The sequence below is a fragment of the Ruegeria atlantica genome (assembly GCF_947495585.1).
Taxonomy (GTDB): domain Bacteria; phylum Pseudomonadota; class Alphaproteobacteria; order Rhodobacterales; family Rhodobacteraceae; genus Ruegeria; species Ruegeria atlantica_G.
In genome coordinates, this window is the sequence record NZ_CANLZK010000006.1 from 93,339 (window position 1) to 116,600 (window position 23,262).

A 23,262-nucleotide genomic window follows, 5' to 3' on the forward strand; every position below is an offset into this window, starting at 1 on the left:
GTTACTTTTTCCGCAGACGGATCACCACGTCGACTGACGCGATCTCAACGCCCTCGGGCGCTTCGGGCAGGCGTTGAATCACCAATTGATCCGACGGCGCATCGCTCAGGCGGCTTTCGTCTTCCCAGAAAAAATGCGGATGATCGTGGGTATTGGTATCGAAATAGCTTTTCGAACCATCAACCGTGATCTCCTGCAGAACTCCGGCCTCACAAAACGCGCGCAGCGTGTTGTAGACCGTTGCCAGAGATACCGCGTCCCCATTCTTTTTGGCCGCCTCAAACAGGCTTTCGGCAGTGACATGCCGATGGCGACCATCGCCGACTAAAAGCTCGGCCAAAGCGACACGCTGGCGCGTTGGGCGCAGCCCCGCGTCAACCAACCAATCTGTGGCTCTGTTCTGGCTCTGAGGTGTCATCAATCCGAAACCCAATTGTTGCTGAACCATATATAGGTGCTGTGTTCGGGTAATTTCAAATGAAATTCATTCGCAAAGAATGCCGTCTGCACAACAGGATGTGACGTGCTGCTCTTGCAGGACCTTGCATACGGGTGCTAGACGAGGCCAGATATAACGAACGGACCCCTGGCAGGAGAGGCGGCAGAATGGCCCAATTCCCGAGCAGCTTTGACAAGGACGATCTGCTGAAATGCGCCCGTGGCGAATTATTCGGCCCGGGCAATGCGCAATTGCCTGCACCTCCGATGCTGATGATGGATCGGATCACCGACGTCTCGGCCGATGGTGGCGCGCATGGCAAAGGCCATATTCTGGCTGAATTCGACATCACCCCTGACCTATGGTTCTTTGATTGCCACTTCCCCGGCAACCCGATCATGCCCGGCTGTCTGGGGCTGGATGGCCTGTGGCAGCTGACCGGGTTCAACCTGGGCTGGCGTGGCTGGCAGGGACGCGGCATGGCCGTAGGCGTCGGCGAGGTCAAACTGACCGGCATGGTCCGCCCTGACCGCAAGATGCTGACCTACAAGATCGACTTCAAAAAAGCGATCCAGACCCGCCGTCTGACCATGGGTGTGGCGGATGGTATCGTCGAAGCGGACGGTGAAATGATTTACGATGTCAAAGACATGAAAGTCGTTCTGTCCGAAGCCTGAGCCTGACCGGCCCGAAATAAGGAGCACGCACATGCGTCGAGTAGTTGTCACCGGTTTGGGGGTCGTGTCCTCCATCGGGAACAATGCCCAGGAAGTAATGGCCTCTCTCAGGGCCGGAAAGTCCGGCATCGAGGCCAACGAGCAGATGGTCGAACACGGCTTTCGCAGCCAAATCGCCGGAACGCTCAAGATTGATCCGGCTGAGCATGTAGACAAGCGTACCCTTCGCTTCATGGGTCCCGGTGCAGCATACGCACATATCGCCATGAACCAGGCAATCGCCGACGCGGGCCTGACAGAAGACCAGGTCGTGAACCCGCGCACCGGATTGGTGGCCGGTTCCGGTGGTCCGTCGACCAGCGCAATGCTGACGGCGCATCAGACTGTTCTGAAAACCGGTGCGACCAAGCGTATCGGCCCCTTCGCCGTGCCAAAATGCATGTGTTCGACGATCTCGGCCAATCTTGCGACCGCGTTCAAGATCAAGGGCATCAATTACTCGATCACCTCGGCCTGCTCGACCTCGCTGCATTGCATCGGCAACGCAGCCGAACAGATCATGCTGGGCAAGCAGGACGTCATGTTCGCTGGCGGCGGAGAAGAGCTGGACTGGACACTGTCCTGCCTATTCGACGCAATGGGTGCGATGTCATCCAAATACAATGACACGCCGGACAAAGCGTCGCGTGCGTTTGACCAGGACCGTGATGGATTCGTCATCTCGGGCGGTGGCGGGATCGTCGTTCTAGAAGATCTGGAACACGCGCTGGCCCGCGGCGCAAAGATTTATGCCGAAGTGACCGGGTATGCGGCCACATCGGATGGCCACGACATGGTGGCCCCGTCCGGTGAAGGTGGCGAGCGCGCGATGCGTCTGGCTCTGTCGACCATGCCCGAAGGGCGCAAAGTCGGCTATATCAACGCCCATGGCACCTCGACCCCGGTCGGAGACGTTGGCGAAGTTGAAGCCGTGCGCCGCATCTTTGGTGAAGGCAATGTGCCCCCGATCTCATCGACCAAGTCGATGACCGGACACGCACAGGGTGCGGCAGGCGCGCTTGAGACGATCTTCTGCCTGCTGATGCTGGACAATGATTTTATTACGCCGTCGATCAATGTCGACACGCTTGCCGAAGGCATCTTGCCCGGTGAAATTGCAACTCAAGTAGTTGAAAACGCAGGATTGGACAGTGTGATGACCAACAGCTTCGGCTTTGGCGGCACCAACGGGTCCATGATCCTGTCGAAGTATAACGGGTGAATGTAATGTCGGATCTTCTAAAAGGTAAACGCGGCCTGATCATGGGCGTGGCCAATGACCGCTCGATTGCGTGGGGCATTGCCAAGGCCATGCATGAGGCCGGTGCCGAATTGGCATTCACATATCAGGGCGAGGCGTTCGGTAAACGTCTTGAGCCGTTGGCCCAAAGCCTGGGCAGTGATTTCATGGTGGACGCTGACGTCACGGATGACGCCTCGCTGGATCGCGCATTCGAAGAGCTTGGCGCGCGCTGGCCCACCATCGACTTCGTGGTTCATGCCATTGCCTATTCGGACAAATCCGAACTGACCGGACGTTTTCTGAACACCACGCGTGCCAACTTCAAGCACTCGCTGGACGTGTCGGCGTATTCCTTCATCGAGGTCGCGCGCCGCGCCTATCCCCTGATGCAAGAGAATGGCGGCACGCTGCTGACCCTGACGTATCAGGGATCGAACAAGGTTGTGCCGAACTATAACGTCATGGGTGTGGCCAAGGCCGCGCTGGAATCGGCGACCCGCTATCTGGCCAATGATCTGGGCCCGGAAGGCATTCGCGTCAATGCGATCTCGCCCGGCCCGATGAAGACGCTGGCAGGTGCCGCAATCGGCGGTGCCCGCAAGACTTACAAGTTCTGCGATCAGAACGCGCCCATGCGCTCGAACGCAACGCTCGAGGCTGTTGGCGGCACGGCCGTTTACCTCACTTCAGACGCGGGCGCATGCACCTCGGGTGAGATCATTCGCGTCGATGGCGGCTTCCACGTTCTGGGCATGCCACAGCCCGATCACATGTGACTCGATCTTTCCCTGCCGGTGCCAAGATTTCACCATCTTTCACGGGCAGGGATATCGGCATGAGCAAAGCCGAACATATCCTTTCCAGCAACACTCGCAGCATCCGGTCGCGCCGCAGATCCGGATTTTTGGGCACGCGTGGCATTGTCGCGTTATTGGCCCTAACCACCCTATTGTTGTTTGTGTTTTTCACACAGCCGCAGATGCGGGAAACCGTCATAGCCTGGATCAGCCTCATAACAGGCTGATCCGACTCGTTTCCTAGGTCAGTTGATCGAAACGACCTCGATATCAAATATCAGATCCTGACCGGCCAATGGATGGTTGGCATCCAGCGTGACGGTTGCTTCGTCGACCTCGACCACCGTCACCGGAACGGCCTGTCCGTCCGGTGTTTGCATCTGCAATTGGGTGCCGGGGTCCAGCGGAATATCGTCCGGAATGCCTTCGCGCGGGATTTGCTGGCGCGCTGCGGGGTTAATCGGGCCATAGGCGTCAACGCAGGCGATCTCGACCCGCTTTTTGTCCCCAATGTTCAAACCCGGCATCGCCGAATCCAAACCCGGGATAATCTGGCCCGTACCAACGACGAATTCCAGCGGGTCACGTCCTTCGGAACTGTCAAAGACGTTTCCGTCCAACAGCGTTCCTGTGTAATGGATGCGAACCGTGTCGCCTTGTTTGATTTCGGTCATATTGGTCTCCGGCCTCTTTAGGGGTTTAGCGGCCAAGCCTAGGAGGTAACACGACATTGTAAACCCCGCCCTCTTTCATGCCCGTTATTGTTGTGCAAACCTGCCCCGGACGATCAGGAGGGGACCGGATGCCAATCACAACCTGCATTTTCGATGCGTATGGAACGCTGTTCGACGTGGCCGCCGCCGCGCGGCAAGCAGCCGGAGAACCGGGCTTTGAGAAACTGCGACAGAAATGGCCCGAACTGGCCAATCATTGGCGCCTGAAACAGCTGCAGTACACCTGGCTGCGCGCGGTTACGGACGCCCATTCAGATTTCTGGGATGTTACCCAGGATGGTCTCGACTGGGCGCTCGAGGCGACTGAGTTACACGGCGACGCCACCCTGCGGCAACGGCTGCTGGATCTCTACTGGGAATTGCAGGCCTATCCGGAAGTTCCGGAAATGCTGCGCGCATTGAAATCGGGTGGATTGCAAACAGCGATTTTGTCGAACGGCTCACCACCGATGCTGGATGGCGCTGTCCAGTCTGCGGGTATCGGAGATGTATTGGACGATGTGTTGTCGGTGGAAAGCGTCGGCGTGTTCAAACCGGACTCGCGTGTCTATGACCTTGTGCAAGAGCGTTTCCGCTGCGCCCGCGACGAGGTGCTGTTCGTCAGTTCAAACGGCTGGGACGCGGCTGGTGCCAGCGGGTATGGCTTTGTAACCGCCTGGGTCAATCGCGCCGGGGAGCCGATGGACCGCTTGCCATGGAAACCTGCGCATGTACTGTCCGACCTGACGACGATTCCGCAACTGGCTGGACTTTAATGGCATTTTTCACTTCGTCTGATGACAGGCGTCTTTTTTTCGAGGACACCGGCTCTGGTGCGCCTGTGCTTTGCCTTGCCGGGTTGACCCGCAACAGCAAGGATTTTTCGTTCCTCGCGCCGCATCTGGGTGACATGCGGGTAATTGCGATGGATTACCGCGGGCGCGGTCGCTCGGACCATGACCCGGACTTTATGAACTACAACGTCCTTCGCGAATCTCAAGACGCGATCGAGCTGCTGGACCATCTTGGTCTGGACCGTGTGAATGTCATCGGCACCTCGCGTGGGGGGCTGATTGCCATGGCGCTAGCCGCCAGCCATCCCGAACGGTTGTTGAGCGTTGTTTTGAACGACGTCGGTCCGGTGCTGGAACCATCGGGTATCGCCAAGATCATGGAATTTGTCGGCAAGCAGCCCGTTTCCAAAACATATGATTTGGCGGCCCGGGCGTTGCAGCACGTCTTGGGGCCCCAATTTCCCGGCGTGTCACTAGCGCGTTGGCGGCAGCAGGCGGAAGTCCAATTCGACGAAACGCCTGATGGTCTGACCCTCAGCTATGATCCTGCGCTGCGTACAGCGCTTCTGGAACAGGCCGCTGCAGGGCCCGCCCCTGATCTGTGGCCCCTGTTTGAAGCACTGCAGAGCATTCCAACCGGCGTCATTCGCGGCACAAATTCGGATATTTTGGGCAAAGACACGCTGACTGAAATGCACAACCGCCACCCTGATCTTATATCGACAGAAATACCCGACCGTGGTCATCCCCCGTTTCTGGATGAACCACAGTCGGTAGAACTCATTCGCAAGGTACTGGTCACCGCATGAGCACACTTGAAATGATCGAGGCCGCCGCCGAGCGCCTTAGAGGGCATGTTCGCGAGACACCGATTCTAACCTCGCCGTTTCTGGACAAAATCGCGGGCCGCCGCGTGCTGGTGAAACCCGAGTGTTTGCAACATACCGGCAGCTTCAAGTTTCGCGGGGCCTGGTCGGCGATATCGGCCCTTGGTGATGCGGACCGGCAGCGCGGTGTCATCGCCTATTCCTCGGGCAATCATGCGCAGGGCGTGGCCTATGCGGCCGCGCAGCACGGGATTTCCTCGGTCATCGTCATGCCCTCTGACGCACCGCAGCTAAAGATCAACAACACCCGCGCGCTGGGGGGTGAGGTCGTTCTGTATGACCGCGCGAACGAAAGCCGCGAAGAAATTGGCGAGGCACTGGCGTCCCAACGCAGTCTGACCCTGATCCGGCCTTACGACGAACCTCAGGTCATCGCAGGACAAGGCACAGTCGGGCTGGAACTGGCGCGGCAGACGGCCGATTTGGGTATCGAGAAGGCGGATGTTCTGGTGTGCTGCGGCGGTGGCGGGTTGACCTCAGGTATTGCGCTGGCGCTGGAAGGCCACGCGCCGGGGCTGCGCGCCCGCCCGTGCGAGCCTCAGGGGTTCGACGATGTCAAACGGTCTTTGGCAACAGGGCACATTCAAAGCAACAACGCCGCATCGGGCAATATCTGCGATGCAATCCTGACGCCGGAACCGGGCCAGATCACCTTTCCGATCCTGAATAGGCTGTGCGGTCCGGGCTTGTCGGTGTCCGAGGAAGACGCGCTTCGCGCCATGGCGCAGGCGTTTTTGCGCCTCAAGATCGTGCTGGAACCAGGCGGGGCAGTATCGTTGGCCTCAGCCCTTTTCCGCGCCGAGGAAATCGAGGGCGACACTGTGATCGTAGTAGCATCGGGCGGCAACGCCGACCCCGAAGTCTTTGGAAAAGCGCTGGAATACCTGACCTGACAAGTCGTTTAGGCTGGGGCAACCTGAAATGTGGGCGTATTGACGCCAGGGGATTGAGTCGTGCAGATCGCAGACATTGGAAACGTTCAAATCCACTATCGGATCGATGGTGATCCAGACGGCGCGCCAATTGTGTTTGCCAATTCTTTGGGAACCGACCTGCGGCTTTGGGACGATGTGTTGCCGCACCTGCCCGCAGGGCTGCGTGTGATCCGTTTTGACAAGCGCGGGCACGGTCTTTCGTCGCAACCCCCGGCCCCCTATTCGATGGGTGCGCTTGTGCGGGACGTGGAAGGATTGCTTGATTTTCTTGAAGTGCGCGATTGCGTGTTTGTCGGCCTTTCGATCGGCGGGCTGATTGGACAAGGACTGGCCGTAAAACGTCTGGATCAGGTCCGCGCCTTAGTGCTGTCCAACACCGCAGCCAAGATCGGCATTCCTTCAATCTGGCAGGACCGCATGGACGCGGTACAAAAGGGCGGGATCGAGGCCCTGGCTGATGCAACCATGGAGCGCTGGTTTTCCAAGGCATTTCGCGCAGCGCCCGAGCATCTGCTTTGGCGCAACATGATGGTGCGCCAGCCAGTGGATGGCTATCTGGGCTGCTGCGCGGCAATCTCTGGCACAGACTTCTACACCCCCACCAGCGGCCTGCGCCTGCCGACGCTCGGCATCGCCGGCAGCGAGGACGGATCGACCCCACCGGATCTTGTGCGGGAAACCGTTGACCTGATCCCCGGCTCTCGGTTCGAGCTGATGCGACGCGCTGGGCACTTGCCTTGTGTGGAACAACCGGCAGAATACGCGGCATTGCTGCACAGCTTTCTGACCGAAATCGGACATGTTTGAAGGAGCCTTGGTTTGGCCGATCTTCTATTAGTCCATGGGTCCTGCCACGGTGCCTGGTGTTGGCGCGACCTCATCCCGGCGTTGGAAGCGCTGGGGCACGAGGTCCGTGCCATTGACCTACCCAGCCACGGATCGGATCCGACGCCCGTTGCCGATGTGACGTTGGACAACTGTCGCGACACGATTTTGGATGCGACCTCGCGCAATACGATCATTGTCGGTCATTCCTGGGGTGGCTACCCGATCAGTGCCGCGGCAGAGGCGGAGCCGGAGGCGATGCGCGCCCTTATCTACCTTGCCGCCTACGTCCCGCAGGATGGTCTTTCGATGGTGGAAATGCGCAAACGATCGCCCCGGCAGACAATCCATGATGCGGTCGAAAAATCAACCGACGGCCTCTCGTATACGGTTGTACCAAGCAAGGTGCATGACCTGTTCTACCACGACTGCCCACCCGAAACACTGCCATTCGCGTTTGCGCGCTTGTGCCCGCAAGCCATCGCACCACAGGACACCCCCCTGCCCCTGACCGGCAATTTCGACCGGGTTCCCAAGGCATATATCCGGACAACCGATGACCGGACGATCCCGACCGAATACCAGGAACAAATGAGCCGCAGCGCCCCCGAAGCGATGCGGCATACGATTGACACGTCACATTCCCCATTCTTTGCACAACCGCAAAAATTGGCTGAATTGTTGGACAAAATCGCAAAAGACCTGCCAGGGTCACAAGTCTGAGCACATCCCTTTCAACCCGCATCGTCCGCGGATAAGGTCCGCCCAAATCATCATCCTTGCGGTTCAAATGCGTCTTCCGTTTTTCTTCGTCCTTCTCACGGTCATGATCGACGCCATGGGCATCGGCCTTGTCTTGCCTATCATGCCGGAACTGATCGTCGAGGTTCAGGGTGGCACGTTGGCGACGGCTGCGATCTGGGGTGGCATCCTCAGCACCGCGTTTGCAGCAATGCAGTTCGTGTTCGGACCAGTTCTGGGTAACCTTTCGGATGCTTACGGGCGACGGGTGGTATTGCTGGTCTCGCTGTTCGTCATGTCGCTGGACTATGTTGTCATGGCACTTGCGGGCAGCATCTGGTTGCTGTTGGCCGGGCGCATCGTCGGAGGCATTACGGCCGCCACGCATGCAACGGCGGCGGCCTTCATGGCGGATGTGTCGAAACCCCACGAAAAGGCTGCAAACTTTGGTCTATTGGGCGCAGCATTTGGCGTCGGGTTTGTCTTTGGCCCAGTACTTGGTGGGCTGCTGAGCGAATATGGCACACGTGCACCATTTTGGGCTGCCGCAGGTTTGTCTGCCCTGGCCTTCGTCATCGGTGTATGTGTCATGCCCGAGACGGTCAGCGACAAGACACGCCGGGCCTTCAGCCTGCGGCGGGCAAACCCAGTGAACTCGTTGCGCGCGATTGCTGCGTTGCCCGGTATCCGGCCGATGCTGTGGGTCTATCTCCTGTACTCCATCTCGATCTATGTCTACCCAGCAATTTGGGCGTATTTCACAACCGAGCGGTTTGGCTGGTCACCACAAATGATCGGCGTGTCACTGGGCGTCTACGGAATCGGCATGGCGGCCGTTCAGGGTGGCCTGATCCGGCCCGCAACCAAATACTTGGGTGAACGCGTCACAATCATCTACGGCATGGGGTTCGAGCTGTTTAGCTTTTTTCTTCTGGCCTTCCTGACCAATGGGATCATTGCCTTGATGCTGATCCCGATCACCGCCATCGGAGCGGTTGTGACCCCTGCCCTGCAGGCCCTGATGTCGCGCAAGACTCCCGACTCGCAACAGGGTGAACTGCAGGGTGTACTGACATCCTTGCACGCTTTGTCGATGGTCATCGCACCGTTGCTCATGACCAGCGTGTTCGCTCAGTTCATCAAGCCCGACGCGGCGATCTACTTGCCGGGCGCACCATTCCTCTTGGCATTCGTCATGATGGTGATCTGTCTTCTTGTGTTTTCCCGTTCACGTGGGGTCATGGCATAACTACGACATCCCTTTGACGGATTCCGCCTTGCAGCGTCCCCATAAGCGCGCCACCGTAGCGCAAAGTGAGAGAGGGACAGCATGCAAACCATCAAAGCCGCCGTTTGCCGGGCGTTCGGTGAACCTCTGGTCATCGAAGATATTCAGATCGCGCCGCCCAAGTCAGATGAGGTCGAGGTGACACTGGATGCGGTGGCAATTTGCCATTCGGACATTTCATTTGCCGGTGGTGCGTGGGGCGGGCATCTTCCTGCCGTCTACGGGCACGAAGCTGCGGGCATTATCACTGCGGTCGGCGACTCGGCAGGTGAGTTTCAGGTTGGGGACCCGGTTGTCGTTACCCTGATCCGGGCATGTGGCTCGTGCCCCTCTTGCGCGGGGGGGAAACCAACTGTCTGCGAAACGCCTTATGATAAGGTCAACGGGCCGTTGCGCACAGCAGATGGCGGACCACTGGAGCAGGCAATGGCCTGCGGAGCTTTTGCAGAGAAGGTTGTGGTCAGCCACCGGCAGATTGTCAAAATTCCACAGTCGATGCCCAAAGACGTCGCCAGCCTGCTGTCCTGCGGCGTGATCACGGGCGTCGGCGCCGCCGTCAACGCCGCCGGGCTGCGGCCCGGACAGGATGTGGTGGTGATCGGTGCCGGAGGTGTCGGGCTGAACGCAATTCAGGGCGCCCGCATCGCCGGTGCACGTCGTATTGTGGCCGTGGACATGACCGAAGAGAAGCTGACCATTGCCAAGGAATTCGGCGCGACCCACGGCGTTTTGGCCGATCAGAAAGCCCCCTGGAAGGCCGCCTACAAGGCGCTTGGGGGTCGCGGTGCAGATGCCGTGTTGATCACCGTCGGCGCGATTCCTGCTTACGACCAAGCCCCTCGTTACTTGGGTCCGGGTGGTAAGGCGGTAATGATCGGGATGCCGCACTCCGGGGATATGGCAAGCTACGAGCCGGTAGTTCTGGCCGCGCTGGGCCAGGGTTTGATCGGATCAAAAATGGGCGATGTTGTCATTCAGCGGGATATTCCGTGGATGATCGACCTTTACGATCAGGGACGCCTGAAACTGGATGAACTGATCTCGGGCCGATGGACGCTGTCGCAGATCAACGAAGCGATCGAGGATACCAAAACCGGATCCGCCAAGCGTAACGTGATCGTTTTCGACAGGGATTAACCCGGCAGGGCAGGAGACCACCTGATGAAGCTGCAAGACCTCGACATCATTGTCACCGCCCCTCCTGCGCCCGGATGGGGCGGGCGATATTGGATACTGGTTAAAGTCACAACCGATACTGGGATCACGGGGTGGGGTGAATGCTATGCATCCTCGGTTGGTCCCGAGGCGATGCGCCATGTCATTCGGGACGTGTTTGAACGGCACATGCTGGGCGAGAACCCCGAAAACGTCGAGCTGATGTTCCGCCGCGCTTACTCCAGCGGGTTTACTCAGCGGCCCGATCTGACGGTCATGGGCGCCTTTTCCGGACTGGAAATCGCGTGTTGGGATATTCTGGGTAAAGATCGCGATCGGCCGGTCTACGCCTTGCTGGGCGGATTGGTGAACGAACGCATAAGGGCCTACACCTATCTGTATCCCCTGCCCCAACATAGTCTGAACGATTTCTGGACGTCGCCTGAAAAAGCGGGCGAATGTGCCGCCGAAATGGTCCGGCGCGGGTTCACAGCCGTCAAGTTCGACCCCGCCGGGCCTTACACTGTTCGGGGCGGGCACATGCCTGCGATGTCCGATATCTCGATGTCTATTGCGTTCTGCAAAGCAATCCGAGAGGCCGTGGATGACAAAGCCGATCTGCTGTTTGGCACCCACGGGCAATTCAACACCGCGGGCGCAATCCGGTTGGGTCAGGCGCTTGAACCCTATTCACCGCTTTGGTTCGAAGAACCGACACCTCCGGACATGATCGAAGACATGGCCCGCGTCGCGCGAAACGTTCGGATCCCGGTCGCAACCGGTGAACGCATGACTACCAAGGCCGAATTCGCGGCCGTTTTGCGGGCTGGGGCGGCAGAAATCCTGCAACCCGCGCTGGGTCGTGCCGGCGGGATTTGGGAGATGAAGAAAGTGGCCGCCATCGCCGAAGTCTTCAACGCCCAGATGGCCCCACATTTGTACGCCGGTCCGGTTGAATGGGCGGCCAATATCCATCTGGCCGCCTCCATCCCCAACCTGCTGCTGCTTGAGACCATAGACACGCCGTTTCACGATCAACTCATCAACAGCTCATTGCAGGTTGAGGCCGGATTTGTCCCTGCGCCGACCGCACCGGGCCTGGGGATTGAGGTGAACGAAGACCTTGCACGGGCGCACCCTTTTAACGGTGATGGCCTGCATCTGCAGATGCAGGAGGAGCCCTGTGATTACGTGAACGGAAACGCCTTTCAAGGTGGTGCCCCTGCAACCGAGGGGTGACAACTCAATAGGTCTTGGGGCACATTGACCCAACCCATAGGTGTTAAACAGGCAACGCGTGACACTTGAAGACGACCAAACCGAACAAACCGAAGCCGCGCTATCTGAAATGAAAGAAAGCGCTGCTCGAGCCTCTGCGTTTCTGAAAACGCTCGCGCATGAGGGTCGGTTGATGATTTTATGCCATCTGGCCGACGGCGAAAAATCCGTGGGTGAGCTGGAGAATTTGTTGCATATCCGTCAGGCTGCAGTCAGTCAGATGCTGGCACGCCTGCGCGCTGAAAACATTGTTGCAACGCGCAGGGACGGAAAATCCATCTATTACTCGCTGAACAACGACGGCGCGGCGCAGGTGATTGCTGTTCTTTACGATATGTTCTGCAGCCCCGATAGCGAATAACGCTTAGTTCGATACGTAGCCCGCGATCACCTGCAACAGTTTGAACGCGGTTGCGGCATCATTTTCGACCACGGCCAGGAATTCCTCTTCACCAATACGCAGGCACGACAGTTCCGTCTCGGCGATCATGCTCAGCGCCCTAGGTTCCTTGCGGATCAGGCCCAACTCTCCGACCAGGGCACCGGGGCCGACCGTGGCAATCAACTGATCCACTCCGTCGGTCTGTGGAAGGTACAGCCCGGCTTCCCCATCCAGCACCACATAGGCGCCGTCGGTTGGCTGATCGTCCTTAAGGAAAACAACCTCTCCTGCTTTGGCATCGAACCAGCGCGCACCAAAGGCCAGCAGGCGCAGCTGTCGGCGGTCCAGCCCGGAAAACAGCGGTGTCTGTTCCAGCGCGCGCAGCTTGCGCGAAAGGTCAGCCGAGGCGGCACTGTCTTCTTCCACGTCCGCAGGTCCTTCGTCCGAGACGACCCGACCTTGCCTGATTTCCACATACATGTCGAACACGCTCGGGTTTTCGAACTGGTCGTTCAGGTAGATCACCGTGGTATCCGGCAGCAGAGCGCGTAGATTTTTGTACACGGCCACTTTCGAGGCCATGTCATAACTGGCCAACGCGTCCTCAAGGATCAGTATATCCGGCTTCTTGATCGTCGCGCGCGTAAAGGACAGAGGTTCAGCAAAGACCGCTGGCAGGTTTTGGCCGCCAAGCGTCACCGGCACGTCATAGATCAGCTCAACCACCAGCGGGCGCGCACCATTTTCGTTCAATACATCCACGATCAGTTTGCGCGCCTCGTCCGAACGGGCGCCGCCGATCTGACTGACCTTTCCAAACAGGGCGTTCTCCAGAACTGTCAATCCGGGCGCGAATTTTGATTTGTCCAAGGGCACAAATACATCCAGCAACCGCTCCAGCAGCTTTTCGGAATGGCTATGTCGCAGCTCAAGAATGCGGTCCTTGAGGTCGTCGGTGAAGGCTGGTCCGATCTGTTCCGCCGAAATCACAAACGGAACGGCCAGCAGGTTTGCCAGCTGTTCATCATTCAGCCCCGATACGCCCTCGTTCCGGGTCTTTTCGACAAGTTCGACCGCAGCCTCGTACGTTTGCGCCTCTAGTCCCAGTTTGCGAAACAGCGGGTGATCGGTGCCGTCCAGGCCAAAAATCTGGCGCAGCATTTCAATCACATCGCGTGTCAGGCTGACCAGTGTCTCGTCCAAACCAAATTCGCGCAACTGCTCAAGGAACACGGTCTGCTGCGCCAAAAGCTCTTGTGTGACGGGGACTTTGGGGGTGGCGAACAACAAGTTCTCCGCAACCGGCAAGGCAGGGTTATAGCGATTGCGGTCAAAGATCAGGGCCTGTTGCTCTAGCCCTGTTGCTTTCACCGCATCCTGAACCAAAGGTCGCAGTTCGACCAGTTTGTCGGCCAGCTCGGGATGCTCGGCGGCATCGAAGACCTGTTCGGCCCCGCGCAAAAACAGCGCCGCGCCGGAACCCATCCCGTCAATCAGTTTCAACCACCAGTCGCGCACCTCTTCAGCGCTGTCTAATCCCGCAGTCGTCGGGTCCAGCCAGTTTGCCTTGAAGGGGTCCGGGCTATTGCCGGCCCGCAACGTCTCATCATATCCGGGATCGTTTGTTTCGGATGTCTGTGGCTTGAACCGCATCGGCATCATGACGTTGTCGCCCAGCGTACCCTGGAACATTACGGGTCGTGATGAAGCATACCCAATACGGGCGGCCACGACGCTTTGATGCAGCTCTGACAAACGGATTTCACCGATCCGAACCCGGCCCGAGCTGGGCAGAATTTCCCGCGTCAGCAACTCGGCCATAGCGCGGCGATCTTCTTCGCTGGGGGCCGCGATCCCGATGATTTTCCCGCTGGGAAAGGACAGGTCCAAATCATCCAGAACCTGGTTACCGTCCATATCGCGGACCGAGACATGGTCGAGCACGATGTCACCGTTCAGCTTTGGCGTGGCCTCGGGTTCGCCATCGAACAGTTTTTCGTCATGCATTCCGGAAGGTGCAAACCGTTCCGTCACCACGTCCCAGCGCAGCGACATGTCCTGTGTCTGGTTATAATAGGTCAGTAGTTCCTTCCACGGTGAGCTGAGATCCTTATACGCAGCCAGGGCCGCAACCAGCGCACCAAGCGAAACCGACCCCTGCAGAACCAGAAGACCGCCAACCAAATAGAACAGGAACGGCGTCATCTGCGAGATGAAGTTGTTTATGAATTTCATAAAGAACTTCTTCTGGTAGATCTCGAACCGGATACCAAAAAGGCGCCCCAGCTGCTCAGACACCATCGCCCGGCGGTATCGCCACCCACCATTGGCACGCAACGTAGACGCGCCCGCCGCGTTCTCGCCGATCTGGGCGGCCAGCAGACGAACCTCTTGAATGCGTTTTTTGTTCAGAAGGTTGATCTGACGCTGCAGTTTCGGAATCAGCCAGGCTTGCAGAGGGATCAGCGCGACTGCCGCCAACCCAAACCAGAAGCTTTGCAGAAACAGGAAGGACAGGATGGTGATCATCTGACCCGCCTGCAAAACCGGTTGGCTGATCGCGTCCCCCATGAGCCCGCCCATCGGCTCGCTTTCGGCGGTGACCATCGACACCAGCTCACCTTGGCTGACGCGTTCGAAATAGGGTTGCGGGAAACGCAACGCGCGGCTGATCAGCACGTACCGGAACCGGCGCAACATACGCTCGCTCAGCACGCCTTTCATGGTGTTGATGCGCATTTTCATCAGGCCATGCGCCAGCACCGCGATCAGAAATCCGATACACAGAATGATGAGGAATGTCGTCTGAGGCAGGCTATAACCCCAGACATCTACAACCGGGCTGGCCGCGCCAATCGCATCGTTGATGATGCGTTTGGGCAATTCGAGCGTCAGATAAAGTAGAGGAAACAACGTCGAGGTCACGGCCAGCAGAATCAACTGGTCGCGTTTCGAGTATTTCCAAATAAACTGGAAAATTGAACGTTCTATGGAACCTGCCCCTACTAAGGATCACCGAAACGATCTTGACGAAAGTGTCGTAAACCCAACACTCTGAATTTACCTTAGTCCAGCCAAAAGAGGCAAATAGTTTCCAATTTCATCAGTTAATTGCCGAGTGTGAACAAGTTCATTTGCGCAACCACAGATTAGTGCCTAGACTCTGTCTGGGACGATTTCGGGAGGACTCATTTGACTGCCAGTATAGGCGCAGTGCTATTGATGCTCTGCTTGTTGCAGATCAAACATATGTTTGCGGATTTCTTTCTCCAGACTCCGAAAATGTTGGCAGGGCGCGGTGAGTATTTTCACGTGGGCCGTGCGCAGCATGCGGGCGTGCATGTCATCGGGTCAGTGATTGTCTTTTTGATTTTTGGCGCGCCGTGGTCGTTTATTTTGATCATTGCTGCACTGGAATGGATTGTTCACTTCAATATTGATTTCGCCAAAGCCAGTTATTCGGACAAAAAACAACTGATGCCGACCCAAGCCGCGTTTTGGCGGGCTGCGGGTCTGGACCAGTGCCTGCACAACCTGACTTACATCGCCATGGTCTGGGCCTGGGCTGAATTCGCGACCTGATCAGCGATTGCTTCAGGCAACGTTTTCCAGGGATTGGGGACAATACGCGTCCAGCCACATTCGATCCAAATGGTCAATTCTAGCGGCGTCGAAACGTTCTTCTTCCTCCCAATAGCGACCAGACGAAACGAAGTAATTCAACTGTGCCTCTGCCTGCAGTGCCGCTTGCATACCCTTTGTCGAAAGCAGCCTGCCAGACATCAGGGTGTCAGTCGTCACCGAAGGAAAGACCAGCCGGCTTTCACCCTGCGACAGTCGAACCACGCGGCAGTTCTGCGCGGCACCGAACAAAGCCAATCGGGCGGATTTTGCCTCGAGCGATCGCAGCGTCACATCAGCGCGCAAAGGGTCGGCTGCTCCGTTGCCGTAAAAATGGGTCTTGCCGGAATTCGGGTAAATCATGTCACAGCCAAAAAAGGCCAAGACGGCTGGCTTAAGCGCGGCCAAGGCCCAGTAGCCCGCCGTAAACGCCATCGTGCCGCCGGCGTAAACAAAGCCACCAAACTTGTTTTGATGCGGAACGTATTCATCCGCCTCGACGATGCTTTGGCTACGAACCAGTTCGTCCGGGCGATTGCAGATAGGGAAGTCCTCAGGATGGATGAGGAAATCCCAATCGTCGCGGATACGCCAGGCGTTGTTGATTGCAATGATGTGGGTAAACGGATCCCGCGACCACTCCCGAGCTGCAGCGGCGGCCGGTGCACTTCCAAGTATCAAAACGCGATGCGTCGGTTCGGCCATTCTGGGCCCTGCCCTTTTCCAGTTCCCCGGAAGGATAGGGCGATTTTTTTCTTTAACTACCCCAGTACAGAAAAACTGCTTTCTTCGTTGATCGGGCGCTTGCGGGAATAGAACCCGACATCAATGCTCCGCCCGATATAGGGAAGTTCGTATTGCAGCGGCTGCGCATCGTGATCCGCGCCCCCTTCACAATACGCGATCAGGGCCGCCATCATCTTGCCTGCGATCGGCGCGTTCTTGTACTGGTTCCCACTGGTCCCGCAGGCCATGTAGAACCCCGGCAGGCTGGATTTGTCATAGATCGGAATCCAGTCGGTCGATGCGTCGTACAGATCCACAACGCCGCGCGTTTTGGACGGGATGCCAAGACTTGGGACGCGCTGCGCGTACCGCATGGCCTGCGTTGTCCACTGGTCGGTGAAGTCGTGGTTGTAATCCACATCATCCTCGCACCACTGATGCGGGTCACATTCCGGATCTTCCGAGCCGACCAGAATGTGGTTGCCGTGCTCGGGTCGACAGTAGCAGGCAATATCGCTGTCCGAGACAATCGTTCCATCGTTTTCGAAATCAAACCCCTCGGGTGCGGGGACGTGCACAACCTCTTGCCTCAACGGGCGGGTTTCGATCGTCATATCATCTAGGACACCCGCCATCTTGTTGATGATCGCCGAGCCGGGGCCCGCGACGTTCACAACGACTTTTGCGTGAATTTCTTCGCCCGAGGCAAGTTTAACACCCGAAACCCGACCGTCGCTGGACAATATCTCGACCACTTCGGCACCAGTGTGCACTTCTGCGCCATGCAGCTTGGCAGCATCCATCAAGTTCTGCGCGGACAAAGCCGGGTCCGTGACATATCCCGCCTGCGGCCAGAACACGCCGCCCTGCATCTTGCGCCCGTTCGGGTGCCCGAATTCTGGATCATCCATCCGGCGCGCTGGCGCGAAACTGTCCTGCGAGTAGATCGGCAGGCGCTCACCGACTTTGTCAGATGACCATTCTTCGAACGGGCAATCCAAATCGGCGCTGTTCTTCATGTGCTTTTCAAGCAAGCCATTGGCATCGGTCTTCATCACCAGACAGCCGGTCTCGCGGAATTGCGCCAGATTAGCATCCTCGGGCAGGCCGAGGTAGTCCGCCCAATCGCGCCAATAGTGGTAACCTTCCCACGCAAACGCCGTTCCATCGAAGGTCGAATAATGCATCCGAATAATCGCACATGACCCCGCGGTCGAACCGTGGCCAACCTGACTGTTTCGGTCCAGCGACAAGGTTTTCCAGCCTGCTTTGGCCATTTCAAAGGCGATGGCCGCGCCGATCACACCTGTTCCGATGATGATTGCGTCAGGTTGACTCATGAGGCTTCTCCCTTCCAATAGCGCATTGAATAGGCGCTGAATTCTTCGACTTCTTCGGGCTTGGGCTCAACCCCAGTGAAGACATAAAGGTAATGCGGAACCATTGCGATCCGCGTGGACATTGGCTCGTTCAGCTGCGCCAGATCATAACCGATTTGCATATAGTACAGCACGCGCGCGCGCGTTTCGGCCTCGACCTCTGAATAGCCGTACCGCGCGAACATGGCGTGCAACGCCTCAAGCCTGCGCGCATCTGACTGATCAAGCGCCCGACGTACTTTCCCCGATTTACGCGCCCAATCCCGGACGGCAAAGTCCAGGGCCGTATCGAACAGTTCAGTGTTCACCACGCAACGGTGCACGTTGCAGACGGCTGCGGTTATCGTATCCGCCGGGGCCTTGGCCTGCGCGACCAAAGCCGCTGTATTCGTCGCATGCCAGCGCGCCAGCAGTGCGTCCAAAAGCTCTTGCCGGGATTTGAAATACCAATAGAAGGACGACCGCGACACGGCCATTCGTTCAGCCAGGTTCAGGACCTTGATTTGGTCCACACCGTCCGAGATCAGGACATCCATAGCCACGTTCAGCCAGTCGTCGCGCGTGACCTTAATGTTCCCAACCAAGGGTTCAGCTTCGGGGTCATCCCGGTGCAGGATGGGTTTTGTGCTCATCTAACTCTCCGGCGGTGCGCCGCCCGCAGCGGTGCGGCGCGCGATAAAGTCCTGCAAGGCTCCGATACGGTCACTGTCACATGAAGGCGCTTTGAAGTCAGAGAGAATACCCTTCCAGACCGCGGTCGCGCGATGATTGGCATCCATCGATCCGCGTTCTGTCCAGGTTCCGAAATTGGCGTAGTCGTGCAGATGCGGTTCATAGAATTCGGTGTTGTACCGATCCATCGTCTGGCTCGAGGCAAAGAAGTGCCCGCTTGGTTCTACCTCGCTCAGCGCGGTGTCGAAACCGATCTCAGCTTTGCCCGCCTGCGCCCCGGCACAAAGCTCAGCCACCATGTTCAGGACCTCGGCGTCGCAGATCATCTTCTCAAAAGAAACGGTCAAGCCACCCTCCAGCCAACCGGCCGAGTGGATGATCACCGTCGCCCCTGCCATCAGACAGCCCCAAAGACCAAACTGGTTTTCATTCGCTGCTTGAACATCGTTGATGTTCGACGCTGATCCGGCAGCCGACCGCCAAGGTAGGCCCAGATGCCGGGCCAACTGGCCTGCGGCAAGCGAAGCCTGGAAATGTGAGGGTGTTCCAAATGCGGGCGCACCCGATTTCATATCCACGTTGCTAGTGAACGTGCCATAGCAAACCGGCGCTCCTGAACTGGCCAGCTGGGTCAGTGTCAACGCCGCCAACGCCTCGGCATGCGAAAGTGTGATCGCGCCGGCCACGGTGATCGGGGCCATTGCGCCCATCAGCGTAAACGGCGTGATGATCGACATCTGGCCGTTGCGGGCGAAATCAATCAGACCCTGCGCCATTGGAATATCCAGTGTGCGCGGGCTGTTCGTATTGATGATCGTGTAGCAGTGTGCGCCCGCCTGAAACTCATCGTCCGACAGCCCCCGCGCGATGGACAGCATTTCAAAGCAATCCATCACCTGCGGCGTCCCGCGTGAGAAAAAGAACGGGAACTTGTCGGTCAGCTCCATCTGCGCCTGCGTCGTGAAATAGTGGCGCAGATGGGTCGGCACGTCCTGCGGTTCGACCTGAGGCGAGATCATCTGGAACACATCAAAATGATGCGTAAGCTTTAGGAACTCCAGATAATCCTGCCCTGTGGCGGGACGGCGGCCGCGTTCAAGATCTGTCGCGTTCGGTGCCCCTGCCCCCGGTTGAAACACCAGACTACCTAGCTCAAGGGTGAAGTCTCTGTGTCGCGCGCCTGCATGGCACGCTATCGACTTTGGTGCTGATGCGACGGCGGCTTCAACAATGTCGCGGCCGATGAAGACCATCTCGGTATCTTCATCCACCCGCGCGCCCGCTTTCGCAAAGAGACGCCGGGCTTCCGGAAGCAGGCATTTAACGCCCAACTCCTGAAGTGTTCGCAAGGCCGTTTCGTGCATATTTGCAATCTGGTCAGCCGGGAACACCTCCATCAATGGGAAGGGATTCTTCAACTGGCGATAATTCACGTCCCGACTGGGCGCAGGAGCGGCCTCGGCGCTTCGCCCGCGCCGTCGTCGCCCACGTTCGGATGTTTGTCCGATCATGCTTAGCCCCTCATCGCTTTGCCCTGCGGGTCATAAGGTGACGGCGCGACAACCCTCGCGGGCCTCTCGACACCAACCACATGGACCGAAAGCTCTGTTCCGGGCGCAGCCTTGTCGCGATTGACCAAAGCCATTGCCAAAGACTTGCCGGTGTAGTGACCGTATCCGCCGGATGTCACAAAGCCGACACGCTCACCGCCCGCCCAAACGGGTTCGTAACCGCTTGCGTCCGCGTCTGCGGCGTCCACTTCCAGTGTTACCTGAATCTGCGCCGGTCCATTGCCGTCACGTTCTGCGACCGCAGCATCTTTGCCGACAAATTCCTTGCCCCAGTCGATCCAGCGATCCATTCCGGTCATGCCCGGCGTGTAAAGCTGCGTGAACTCTGCCGACCAGATACCAAAGCTCTTTTCCAGCCGTGTCGACAACATGGCGTTGAAGCCGCATTCACGAATGCCCTCCTCGGCTCCGGCCTCCAACAGCATCCGGCGAAGCTTGATGTGGTCTCCGGAGCGGCAGTTGATCTCGTACCCTTTCTCGCCGGTCACTGACATGCGGGCAACACGTGCGCGCACTAACCCGATGTCGAAATCACCACAGCCCATGAATTTGAGGTCCGAGATGTCCTGTTCGGCCAGTTTTTCCACAACCGCTTGCGATTTGGGACCGACTACGGCGAAACCGCAATATTCCTCGCCCAGATCACGAACATTGACGTCGTCGATCATGTGATCGTCAAACCAGCGCATGTGCCAGGCCCGCAGGTAATAGCTGCCCATGATCCACCATGTGCCATCGCCCCAGTTCAGAACGGTCAGATCCCCTTTGAGCCGCCCGTTCTCGCCCAGCATCGGCGCCAGCTTCGCCCGACCGGGCGCCGGCAGTTTTGAGGCCATGACTTTGCCCAGCCAAACCTCAGCATTCGGGCCACTGACCTCAAACCGTGAAAATCCCGAGATATCCATCAAGCCGACACCTTCGCGGATTACCTTGCATTCGTCGGCCACGATGTCATGCGCGTTCGAGCGTTTCAGCGTCGGTGTTTCCTCAAACCCTTTTGGCGCGAAATACAACGGCACTTCAAGATCCCAGCTGACGCCCCATTTGCAGCCCGCATCCGTCATCGCGTCATGCGCAGGGGCCATCTTTAGCGGTCGGCCCGCGGGCAGTTGCTCGTTCGGGTAGGTCATTACGAAGCGACGGGAATAAAACTGGCCCGTGGTTTCACGGATATACCGCTTGTTCTGCGCAAAGTCGCCAAAGCGCGCCACATCCATCGGCCAGGCATCCGCCTCGGGCTCGCCATGGATCATCCATTCAGCCAGCGTTTTGCCGACACCTCCGCCCTGCAGGAAACCTGCCATAACCGCACAGGCCGACCAGTAGCCGCGCTTGCCCGGCACCGGGCCGACCAGCGGGTTGCCGTCGGGGGCAAAGGTAAAGGCACCGTTTACCCAGGTTTTGATGCCCACGTTCTGGATCGACGGATAACGTTCGAAGCCCAGTGTCAGCTCATTCTCGATCCGGTCGAGCTGTTCCTGAAACAGTTCTTCACCATAGTTCCACGGCGCGCCGTCCATCGCCCAGTGTTCATGATCGACCTCATAGATCCCCACCAGAACGCCTTTCTGATCCTGCCGCATATAGGTGAACCCTTCGAGGTCGACGGTCATCGGCATTTCGAAATCTGCCTCGGCGACCTCGGGCACGGTATCAGTGATAAGATAGTGGTGCTTGAGCGGTGAAACCGGCAGCTCCACCCCCGCCATACGCCCGACCTGCTTGGCCCAGAGGCCAGCGGCGTTAACCACGTGTTCACAGGTGATCGTGCCCTTGTCGGTGACGACCTGCCAGCCATCGTCGGTTTGGATCAGTTCTTCGACCTTGGTTTCTTCGTAATACTCCGCGCCCCGCTTTTTCGCCGCTGTTGCATAGGCCTGTACCGTGCCGGTCGTGTCGATATACCCCTCACGGTCTGCCCACATCGCGCCCAACACGCCGTCGGTGGACATGATGGGGCAACGCCTTTGCGCCTCTTCCGGAGACAGCAATTCGCAGTCATCAATGCCGATAGACTGGAAAATGCGATAGTTCGCCTGCAGCCACTCCCATCGTTCGAGCGTGCCGGCCAGCGTCAGACCACCGGTCATGTGCAAGCCGATATTCTGACCCGATTCCTTTTCGATCTCGCTGAGCAGGTCGATAGTATAGGCTTGTAAGGATGCCATGTTCGGGTCGGCATTCAGCGCATGGATACCGCCGGCCGCGTGCCAGGACGAGCCAGACGCCAGCCGCCGCCGTTCCAGCATTACCACATCCGACCAGCCAAACTTGGCCAGATGATACAGAACCGAGGCACCCACTACGCCGCCCCCGATAACCACAACGCGATACTGAGATTTCATCCTGCGCTCCCCTGCATGATTAAGGAAGGACGCTAGCGGCACTGTTCACTTCTGTCTAGACATTTCTGTACAGTTCTGCGCTAGCGAAGAAACGGCCTCGGATCAGCAGTTTCTAGAGCTGCGCGCTGGGACGGGATGCGACCTTGTCGAACCATGCCAAAGTGGCGGTATTTTCTTGTGGAATCCGCTTCTTGATCACGCGGGCAAAGTCAACGAAGACAAAGGTGGAAATGTCAGCCAGAGTGAAATCCGAACCTGCGATAAACGCGCTTTCGCTCAGTCGCTGTTCCAGAAGCGAAAAGAAATGGTCAACGCGCGTTGAACCGCGCTGCGCCAGTTCCGGGATTTGCGCGTGATTCACCGCGCCCGGAATTGCCCTGTCGGCAAAGGCTGGATGGGTATTGCGCAACGCCTCGGCTACAGGCATGCCGCCCTGCTGTTCGACAATGCTGTTCCACATCAGAACCTGCCCCTTTTCATCCGGAGTGCGGCCCATCAATGGTGGCTCAGGAAACCGCGCCTCAAGGTAAGCAGCTATCCCAAGATTCTCGGTCAACGCGATGCCCTCATCCGTCACCAACACGGGTATAGTTGCGTTCGGGTTCACCGCGCGAAATTCATCGCTGAGTTGCTCACCTTTGCCGATCGAGATTTCTCGGGTTTCGATGTCCAAGCCCTTCTCGGCAATGAACATGCGCGCGCGCCGTGGATTGGGGGCCGTGGAACAATCATAAAAAAGCATCGGACTCTCCTGC

The 23,262-nt window shown here is 58.1% G+C and carries 23 protein-coding genes; 14 read left to right on the forward strand and 9 right to left on the reverse strand.

Features of this window, described 5'->3' with window-relative positions:
• Position 1 precedes the first annotated feature (1 nt).
• A complete protein-coding gene (gene irrA, locus QMP16_RS12495; protein WP_109312620.1) occupies positions 2 to 418 on the reverse strand; it encodes an iron response transcriptional regulator IrrA in 417 nt (138 codons plus the stop codon).
• 188 nt (positions 419 to 606) lie between these two features.
• On the opposite strand from irrA, the gene fabA reads away from it, so the two are divergent.
• The 4 genes from fabA to QMP16_RS12515 are packed head-to-tail and all read left to right on the forward strand — an operon-like array spanning position 607 to position 3,422.
• Entirely contained in the window at positions 607 to 1,116 is a 510-nt protein-coding gene (gene fabA, locus QMP16_RS12500) for a bifunctional 3-hydroxydecanoyl-ACP dehydratase/trans-2-decenoyl-ACP isomerase (RefSeq protein WP_282152633.1), read from the forward strand.
• A 31-nt stretch (positions 1,117 to 1,147) separates the two neighbouring features.
• Positions 1,148 to 2,377 (forward strand): beta-ketoacyl-ACP synthase I, encoded by a 1,230-nt coding sequence (gene fabB / locus QMP16_RS12505; protein ID WP_282152634.1) that lies wholly within the window; start codon positions 1,148 to 1,150, stop codon positions 2,375 to 2,377.
• A gap of 5 nt (positions 2,378 to 2,382) precedes the next feature.
• The gene (locus QMP16_RS12510; RefSeq protein ID WP_108860946.1) at positions 2,383 to 3,174 is read left to right on the forward strand and encodes an enoyl-ACP reductase FabI; all 792 of its coding nucleotides are present in this window, start codon (positions 2,383 to 2,385) and stop codon (positions 3,172 to 3,174) included.
• A gap of 59 nt (positions 3,175 to 3,233) precedes the next feature.
• Entirely contained in the window at positions 3,234 to 3,422 is a 189-nt protein-coding gene (locus QMP16_RS12515) for a hypothetical protein (protein WP_282152635.1), read from the forward strand.
• Between the two features lie 18 nt (positions 3,423 to 3,440).
• Here QMP16_RS12515 and QMP16_RS12520 read toward each other — a convergent pair whose 3' ends face one another.
• Positions 3,441 to 3,869, reverse strand: coding sequence for an FKBP-type peptidyl-prolyl cis-trans isomerase (locus QMP16_RS12520; RefSeq protein WP_058273150.1), 429 nt, complete (start codon positions 3,867 to 3,869; stop codon positions 3,441 to 3,443).
• Positions 3,870 to 3,997: 128 nt separating this feature from the next.
• Here QMP16_RS12520 and QMP16_RS12525 point away from each other — a divergent pair, with 128 nt between their 5' ends.
• The 9 genes from QMP16_RS12525 (at position 3,998) to QMP16_RS12565 (ending at position 12,172) form a co-directional block, all read left to right on the forward strand.
• Positions 3,998 to 4,684 (forward strand): haloacid dehalogenase type II, encoded by a 687-nt coding sequence (locus QMP16_RS12525; protein WP_282152636.1) that lies wholly within the window; start codon positions 3,998 to 4,000, stop codon positions 4,682 to 4,684.
• The gene (locus QMP16_RS12530) at positions 4,684 to 5,511 is read left to right on the forward strand and encodes an alpha/beta fold hydrolase (protein ID WP_282152637.1); all 828 of its coding nucleotides are present in this window, start codon (positions 4,684 to 4,686) and stop codon (positions 5,509 to 5,511) included. The genes QMP16_RS12525 and QMP16_RS12530 overlap by 1 nt, the downstream gene beginning before the upstream one ends.
• Positions 5,508 to 6,482, forward strand: a complete 975-nt coding sequence (locus tag QMP16_RS12535) for a threonine ammonia-lyase (protein WP_282152638.1) — start codon at positions 5,508 to 5,510, stop codon at positions 6,480 to 6,482. Before QMP16_RS12530 ends, QMP16_RS12535 begins: the two co-directional genes overlap by 4 nt.
• Before the next feature lie 60 nt (positions 6,483 to 6,542).
• The gene (pcaD, locus tag QMP16_RS12540; protein WP_282152639.1) at positions 6,543 to 7,331 is read left to right on the forward strand and encodes a 3-oxoadipate enol-lactonase; all 789 of its coding nucleotides are present in this window, start codon (positions 6,543 to 6,545) and stop codon (positions 7,329 to 7,331) included.
• Positions 7,332 to 7,343: 12 nt separating this feature from the next.
• Positions 7,344 to 8,072, forward strand: a complete 729-nt coding sequence (locus QMP16_RS12545) for an alpha/beta fold hydrolase (protein WP_282152640.1) — start codon at positions 7,344 to 7,346, stop codon at positions 8,070 to 8,072.
• A 67-nt stretch (positions 8,073 to 8,139) separates the two neighbouring features.
• Complete coding sequence (locus QMP16_RS12550; RefSeq protein ID WP_282152641.1) at positions 8,140 to 9,339, forward strand: TCR/Tet family MFS transporter; 1,200 nt, start codon at positions 8,140 to 8,142, stop codon at positions 9,337 to 9,339.
• Between the two features lie 81 nt (positions 9,340 to 9,420).
• The gene (locus tag QMP16_RS12555; RefSeq protein ID WP_282152642.1) at positions 9,421 to 10,515 is read left to right on the forward strand and encodes a Zn-dependent alcohol dehydrogenase; all 1,095 of its coding nucleotides are present in this window, start codon (positions 9,421 to 9,423) and stop codon (positions 10,513 to 10,515) included.
• Positions 10,516 to 10,539: 24 nt separating this feature from the next.
• A complete protein-coding gene (locus QMP16_RS12560) occupies positions 10,540 to 11,772 on the forward strand; it encodes a mandelate racemase/muconate lactonizing enzyme family protein (RefSeq protein WP_282152643.1) in 1,233 nt (410 codons plus the stop codon).
• Positions 11,773 to 11,881: 109 nt separating this feature from the next.
• Positions 11,882 to 12,172, forward strand: coding sequence for an ArsR/SmtB family transcription factor (locus tag QMP16_RS12565; RefSeq protein ID WP_282152733.1), 291 nt, complete (start codon positions 11,882 to 11,884; stop codon positions 12,170 to 12,172).
• Positions 12,173 to 12,175: 3 nt separating this feature from the next.
• Here QMP16_RS12565 and QMP16_RS12570 read toward each other — a convergent pair whose 3' ends face one another.
• On the reverse strand, positions 12,176 to 15,172 hold the full coding sequence (locus QMP16_RS12570; protein WP_282152734.1) for a cyclic nucleotide-binding domain-containing protein: 2,997 nt from the start codon (positions 15,170 to 15,172) through the stop codon (positions 12,176 to 12,178).
• 243 nt (positions 15,173 to 15,415) lie between these two features.
• On the opposite strand from QMP16_RS12570, the gene QMP16_RS12575 reads away from it, so the two are divergent.
• Positions 15,416 to 15,775 carry a DUF3307 domain-containing protein gene (locus QMP16_RS12575; RefSeq protein ID WP_370737425.1) on the forward strand — a complete coding sequence of 120 codons (360 nt, stop codon included), beginning with the start codon at positions 15,416 to 15,418 and terminating at the stop codon, positions 15,773 to 15,775.
• A 12-nt stretch (positions 15,776 to 15,787) separates the two neighbouring features.
• Here the strand turns inward: QMP16_RS12575 and QMP16_RS12580 are convergent, their stop codons facing one another.
• The 6 genes from QMP16_RS12580 to QMP16_RS12605 form a co-directional block, all read right to left on the reverse strand.
• The gene (locus QMP16_RS12580) at positions 15,788 to 16,519 is read right to left on the reverse strand and encodes a hypothetical protein (protein ID WP_282152644.1); all 732 of its coding nucleotides are present in this window, start codon (positions 16,517 to 16,519) and stop codon (positions 15,788 to 15,790) included.
• Between the two features lie 56 nt (positions 16,520 to 16,575).
• Positions 16,576 to 17,880, reverse strand: coding sequence for an NAD(P)/FAD-dependent oxidoreductase (locus tag QMP16_RS12585; RefSeq protein WP_282152645.1), 1,305 nt, complete (start codon positions 17,878 to 17,880; stop codon positions 16,576 to 16,578).
• Complete coding sequence (locus tag QMP16_RS12590; RefSeq protein ID WP_108860933.1) at positions 17,877 to 18,551, reverse strand: TetR/AcrR family transcriptional regulator; 675 nt, start codon at positions 18,549 to 18,551, stop codon at positions 17,877 to 17,879. The genes QMP16_RS12585 and QMP16_RS12590 overlap by 4 nt, the downstream gene beginning before the upstream one ends.
• A complete protein-coding gene (locus tag QMP16_RS12595) occupies positions 18,552 to 20,102 on the reverse strand; it encodes a trimethylamine methyltransferase family protein (RefSeq protein WP_282152646.1) in 1,551 nt (516 codons plus the stop codon).
• A 2-nt stretch (positions 20,103 to 20,104) separates the two neighbouring features.
• Positions 20,105 to 22,507, reverse strand: a complete 2,403-nt coding sequence (locus QMP16_RS12600) for a GcvT family protein (protein ID WP_282152647.1) — start codon at positions 22,505 to 22,507, stop codon at positions 20,105 to 20,107.
• A 112-nt stretch (positions 22,508 to 22,619) separates the two neighbouring features.
• On the reverse strand, positions 22,620 to 23,249 hold the full coding sequence (locus QMP16_RS12605; RefSeq protein WP_282152648.1) for a glutathione S-transferase family protein: 630 nt from the start codon (positions 23,247 to 23,249) through the stop codon (positions 22,620 to 22,622).
• Positions 23,250 to 23,262 lie beyond the last annotated feature (13 nt).

What these genes read in the sequence shown, in the direction of transcription:
- irrA (WP_109312620.1), bottom strand. Translation starts at nt 418, where the DNA reads ATGACACCTCAGAGCCAGAACAGAGCCACAGATTGGTTGGTTGACGCG.
- fabA (WP_282152633.1), top strand. Translation starts at nt 607, where the DNA reads ATGGCCCAATTCCCGAGCAGCTTTGACAAGGACGATCTGCTGAAATGC.
- fabB (WP_282152634.1), top strand. Translation starts at nt 1,148, where the DNA reads ATGCGTCGAGTAGTTGTCACCGGTTTGGGGGTCGTGTCCTCCATCGGG.
- QMP16_RS12510 (WP_108860946.1), top strand. Translation starts at nt 2,383, where the DNA reads ATGTCGGATCTTCTAAAAGGTAAACGCGGCCTGATCATGGGCGTGGCC.
- QMP16_RS12515 (WP_282152635.1), top strand. Translation starts at nt 3,234, where the DNA reads ATGAGCAAAGCCGAACATATCCTTTCCAGCAACACTCGCAGCATCCGG.
- QMP16_RS12520 (WP_058273150.1), bottom strand. Translation starts at nt 3,869, where the DNA reads ATGACCGAAATCAAACAAGGCGACACGGTTCGCATCCATTACACAGGA.
- QMP16_RS12525 (WP_282152636.1), top strand. Translation starts at nt 3,998, where the DNA reads ATGCCAATCACAACCTGCATTTTCGATGCGTATGGAACGCTGTTCGAC.
- QMP16_RS12530 (WP_282152637.1), top strand. Translation starts at nt 4,684, where the DNA reads ATGGCATTTTTCACTTCGTCTGATGACAGGCGTCTTTTTTTCGAGGAC.
- QMP16_RS12535 (WP_282152638.1), top strand. Translation starts at nt 5,508, where the DNA reads ATGAGCACACTTGAAATGATCGAGGCCGCCGCCGAGCGCCTTAGAGGG.
- QMP16_RS12550 (WP_282152641.1), top strand. Translation starts at nt 8,140, where the DNA reads ATGCGTCTTCCGTTTTTCTTCGTCCTTCTCACGGTCATGATCGACGCC.
- QMP16_RS12555 (WP_282152642.1), top strand. Translation starts at nt 9,421, where the DNA reads ATGCAAACCATCAAAGCCGCCGTTTGCCGGGCGTTCGGTGAACCTCTG.
- QMP16_RS12560 (WP_282152643.1), top strand. Translation starts at nt 10,540, where the DNA reads ATGAAGCTGCAAGACCTCGACATCATTGTCACCGCCCCTCCTGCGCCC.
- QMP16_RS12565 (WP_282152733.1), top strand. Translation starts at nt 11,882, where the DNA reads ATGAAAGAAAGCGCTGCTCGAGCCTCTGCGTTTCTGAAAACGCTCGCG.
- QMP16_RS12575 (WP_370737425.1), top strand. Translation starts at nt 15,416, where the DNA reads ATGCTCTGCTTGTTGCAGATCAAACATATGTTTGCGGATTTCTTTCTC.
- QMP16_RS12580 (WP_282152644.1), bottom strand. Translation starts at nt 16,519, where the DNA reads ATGGCCGAACCGACGCATCGCGTTTTGATACTTGGAAGTGCACCGGCC.
- QMP16_RS12585 (WP_282152645.1), bottom strand. Translation starts at nt 17,880, where the DNA reads ATGAGTCAACCTGACGCAATCATCATCGGAACAGGTGTGATCGGCGCG.
- QMP16_RS12590 (WP_108860933.1), bottom strand. Translation starts at nt 18,551, where the DNA reads ATGAGCACAAAACCCATCCTGCACCGGGATGACCCCGAAGCTGAACCC.
- QMP16_RS12595 (WP_282152646.1), bottom strand. Translation starts at nt 20,102, where the DNA reads ATGATCGGACAAACATCCGAACGTGGGCGACGACGGCGCGGGCGAAGC.
- QMP16_RS12600 (WP_282152647.1), bottom strand. Translation starts at nt 22,507, where the DNA reads ATGAAATCTCAGTATCGCGTTGTGGTTATCGGGGGCGGCGTAGTGGGT.
- QMP16_RS12605 (WP_282152648.1), bottom strand. Translation starts at nt 23,249, where the DNA reads ATGCTTTTTTATGATTGTTCCACGGCCCCCAATCCACGGCGCGCGCGC.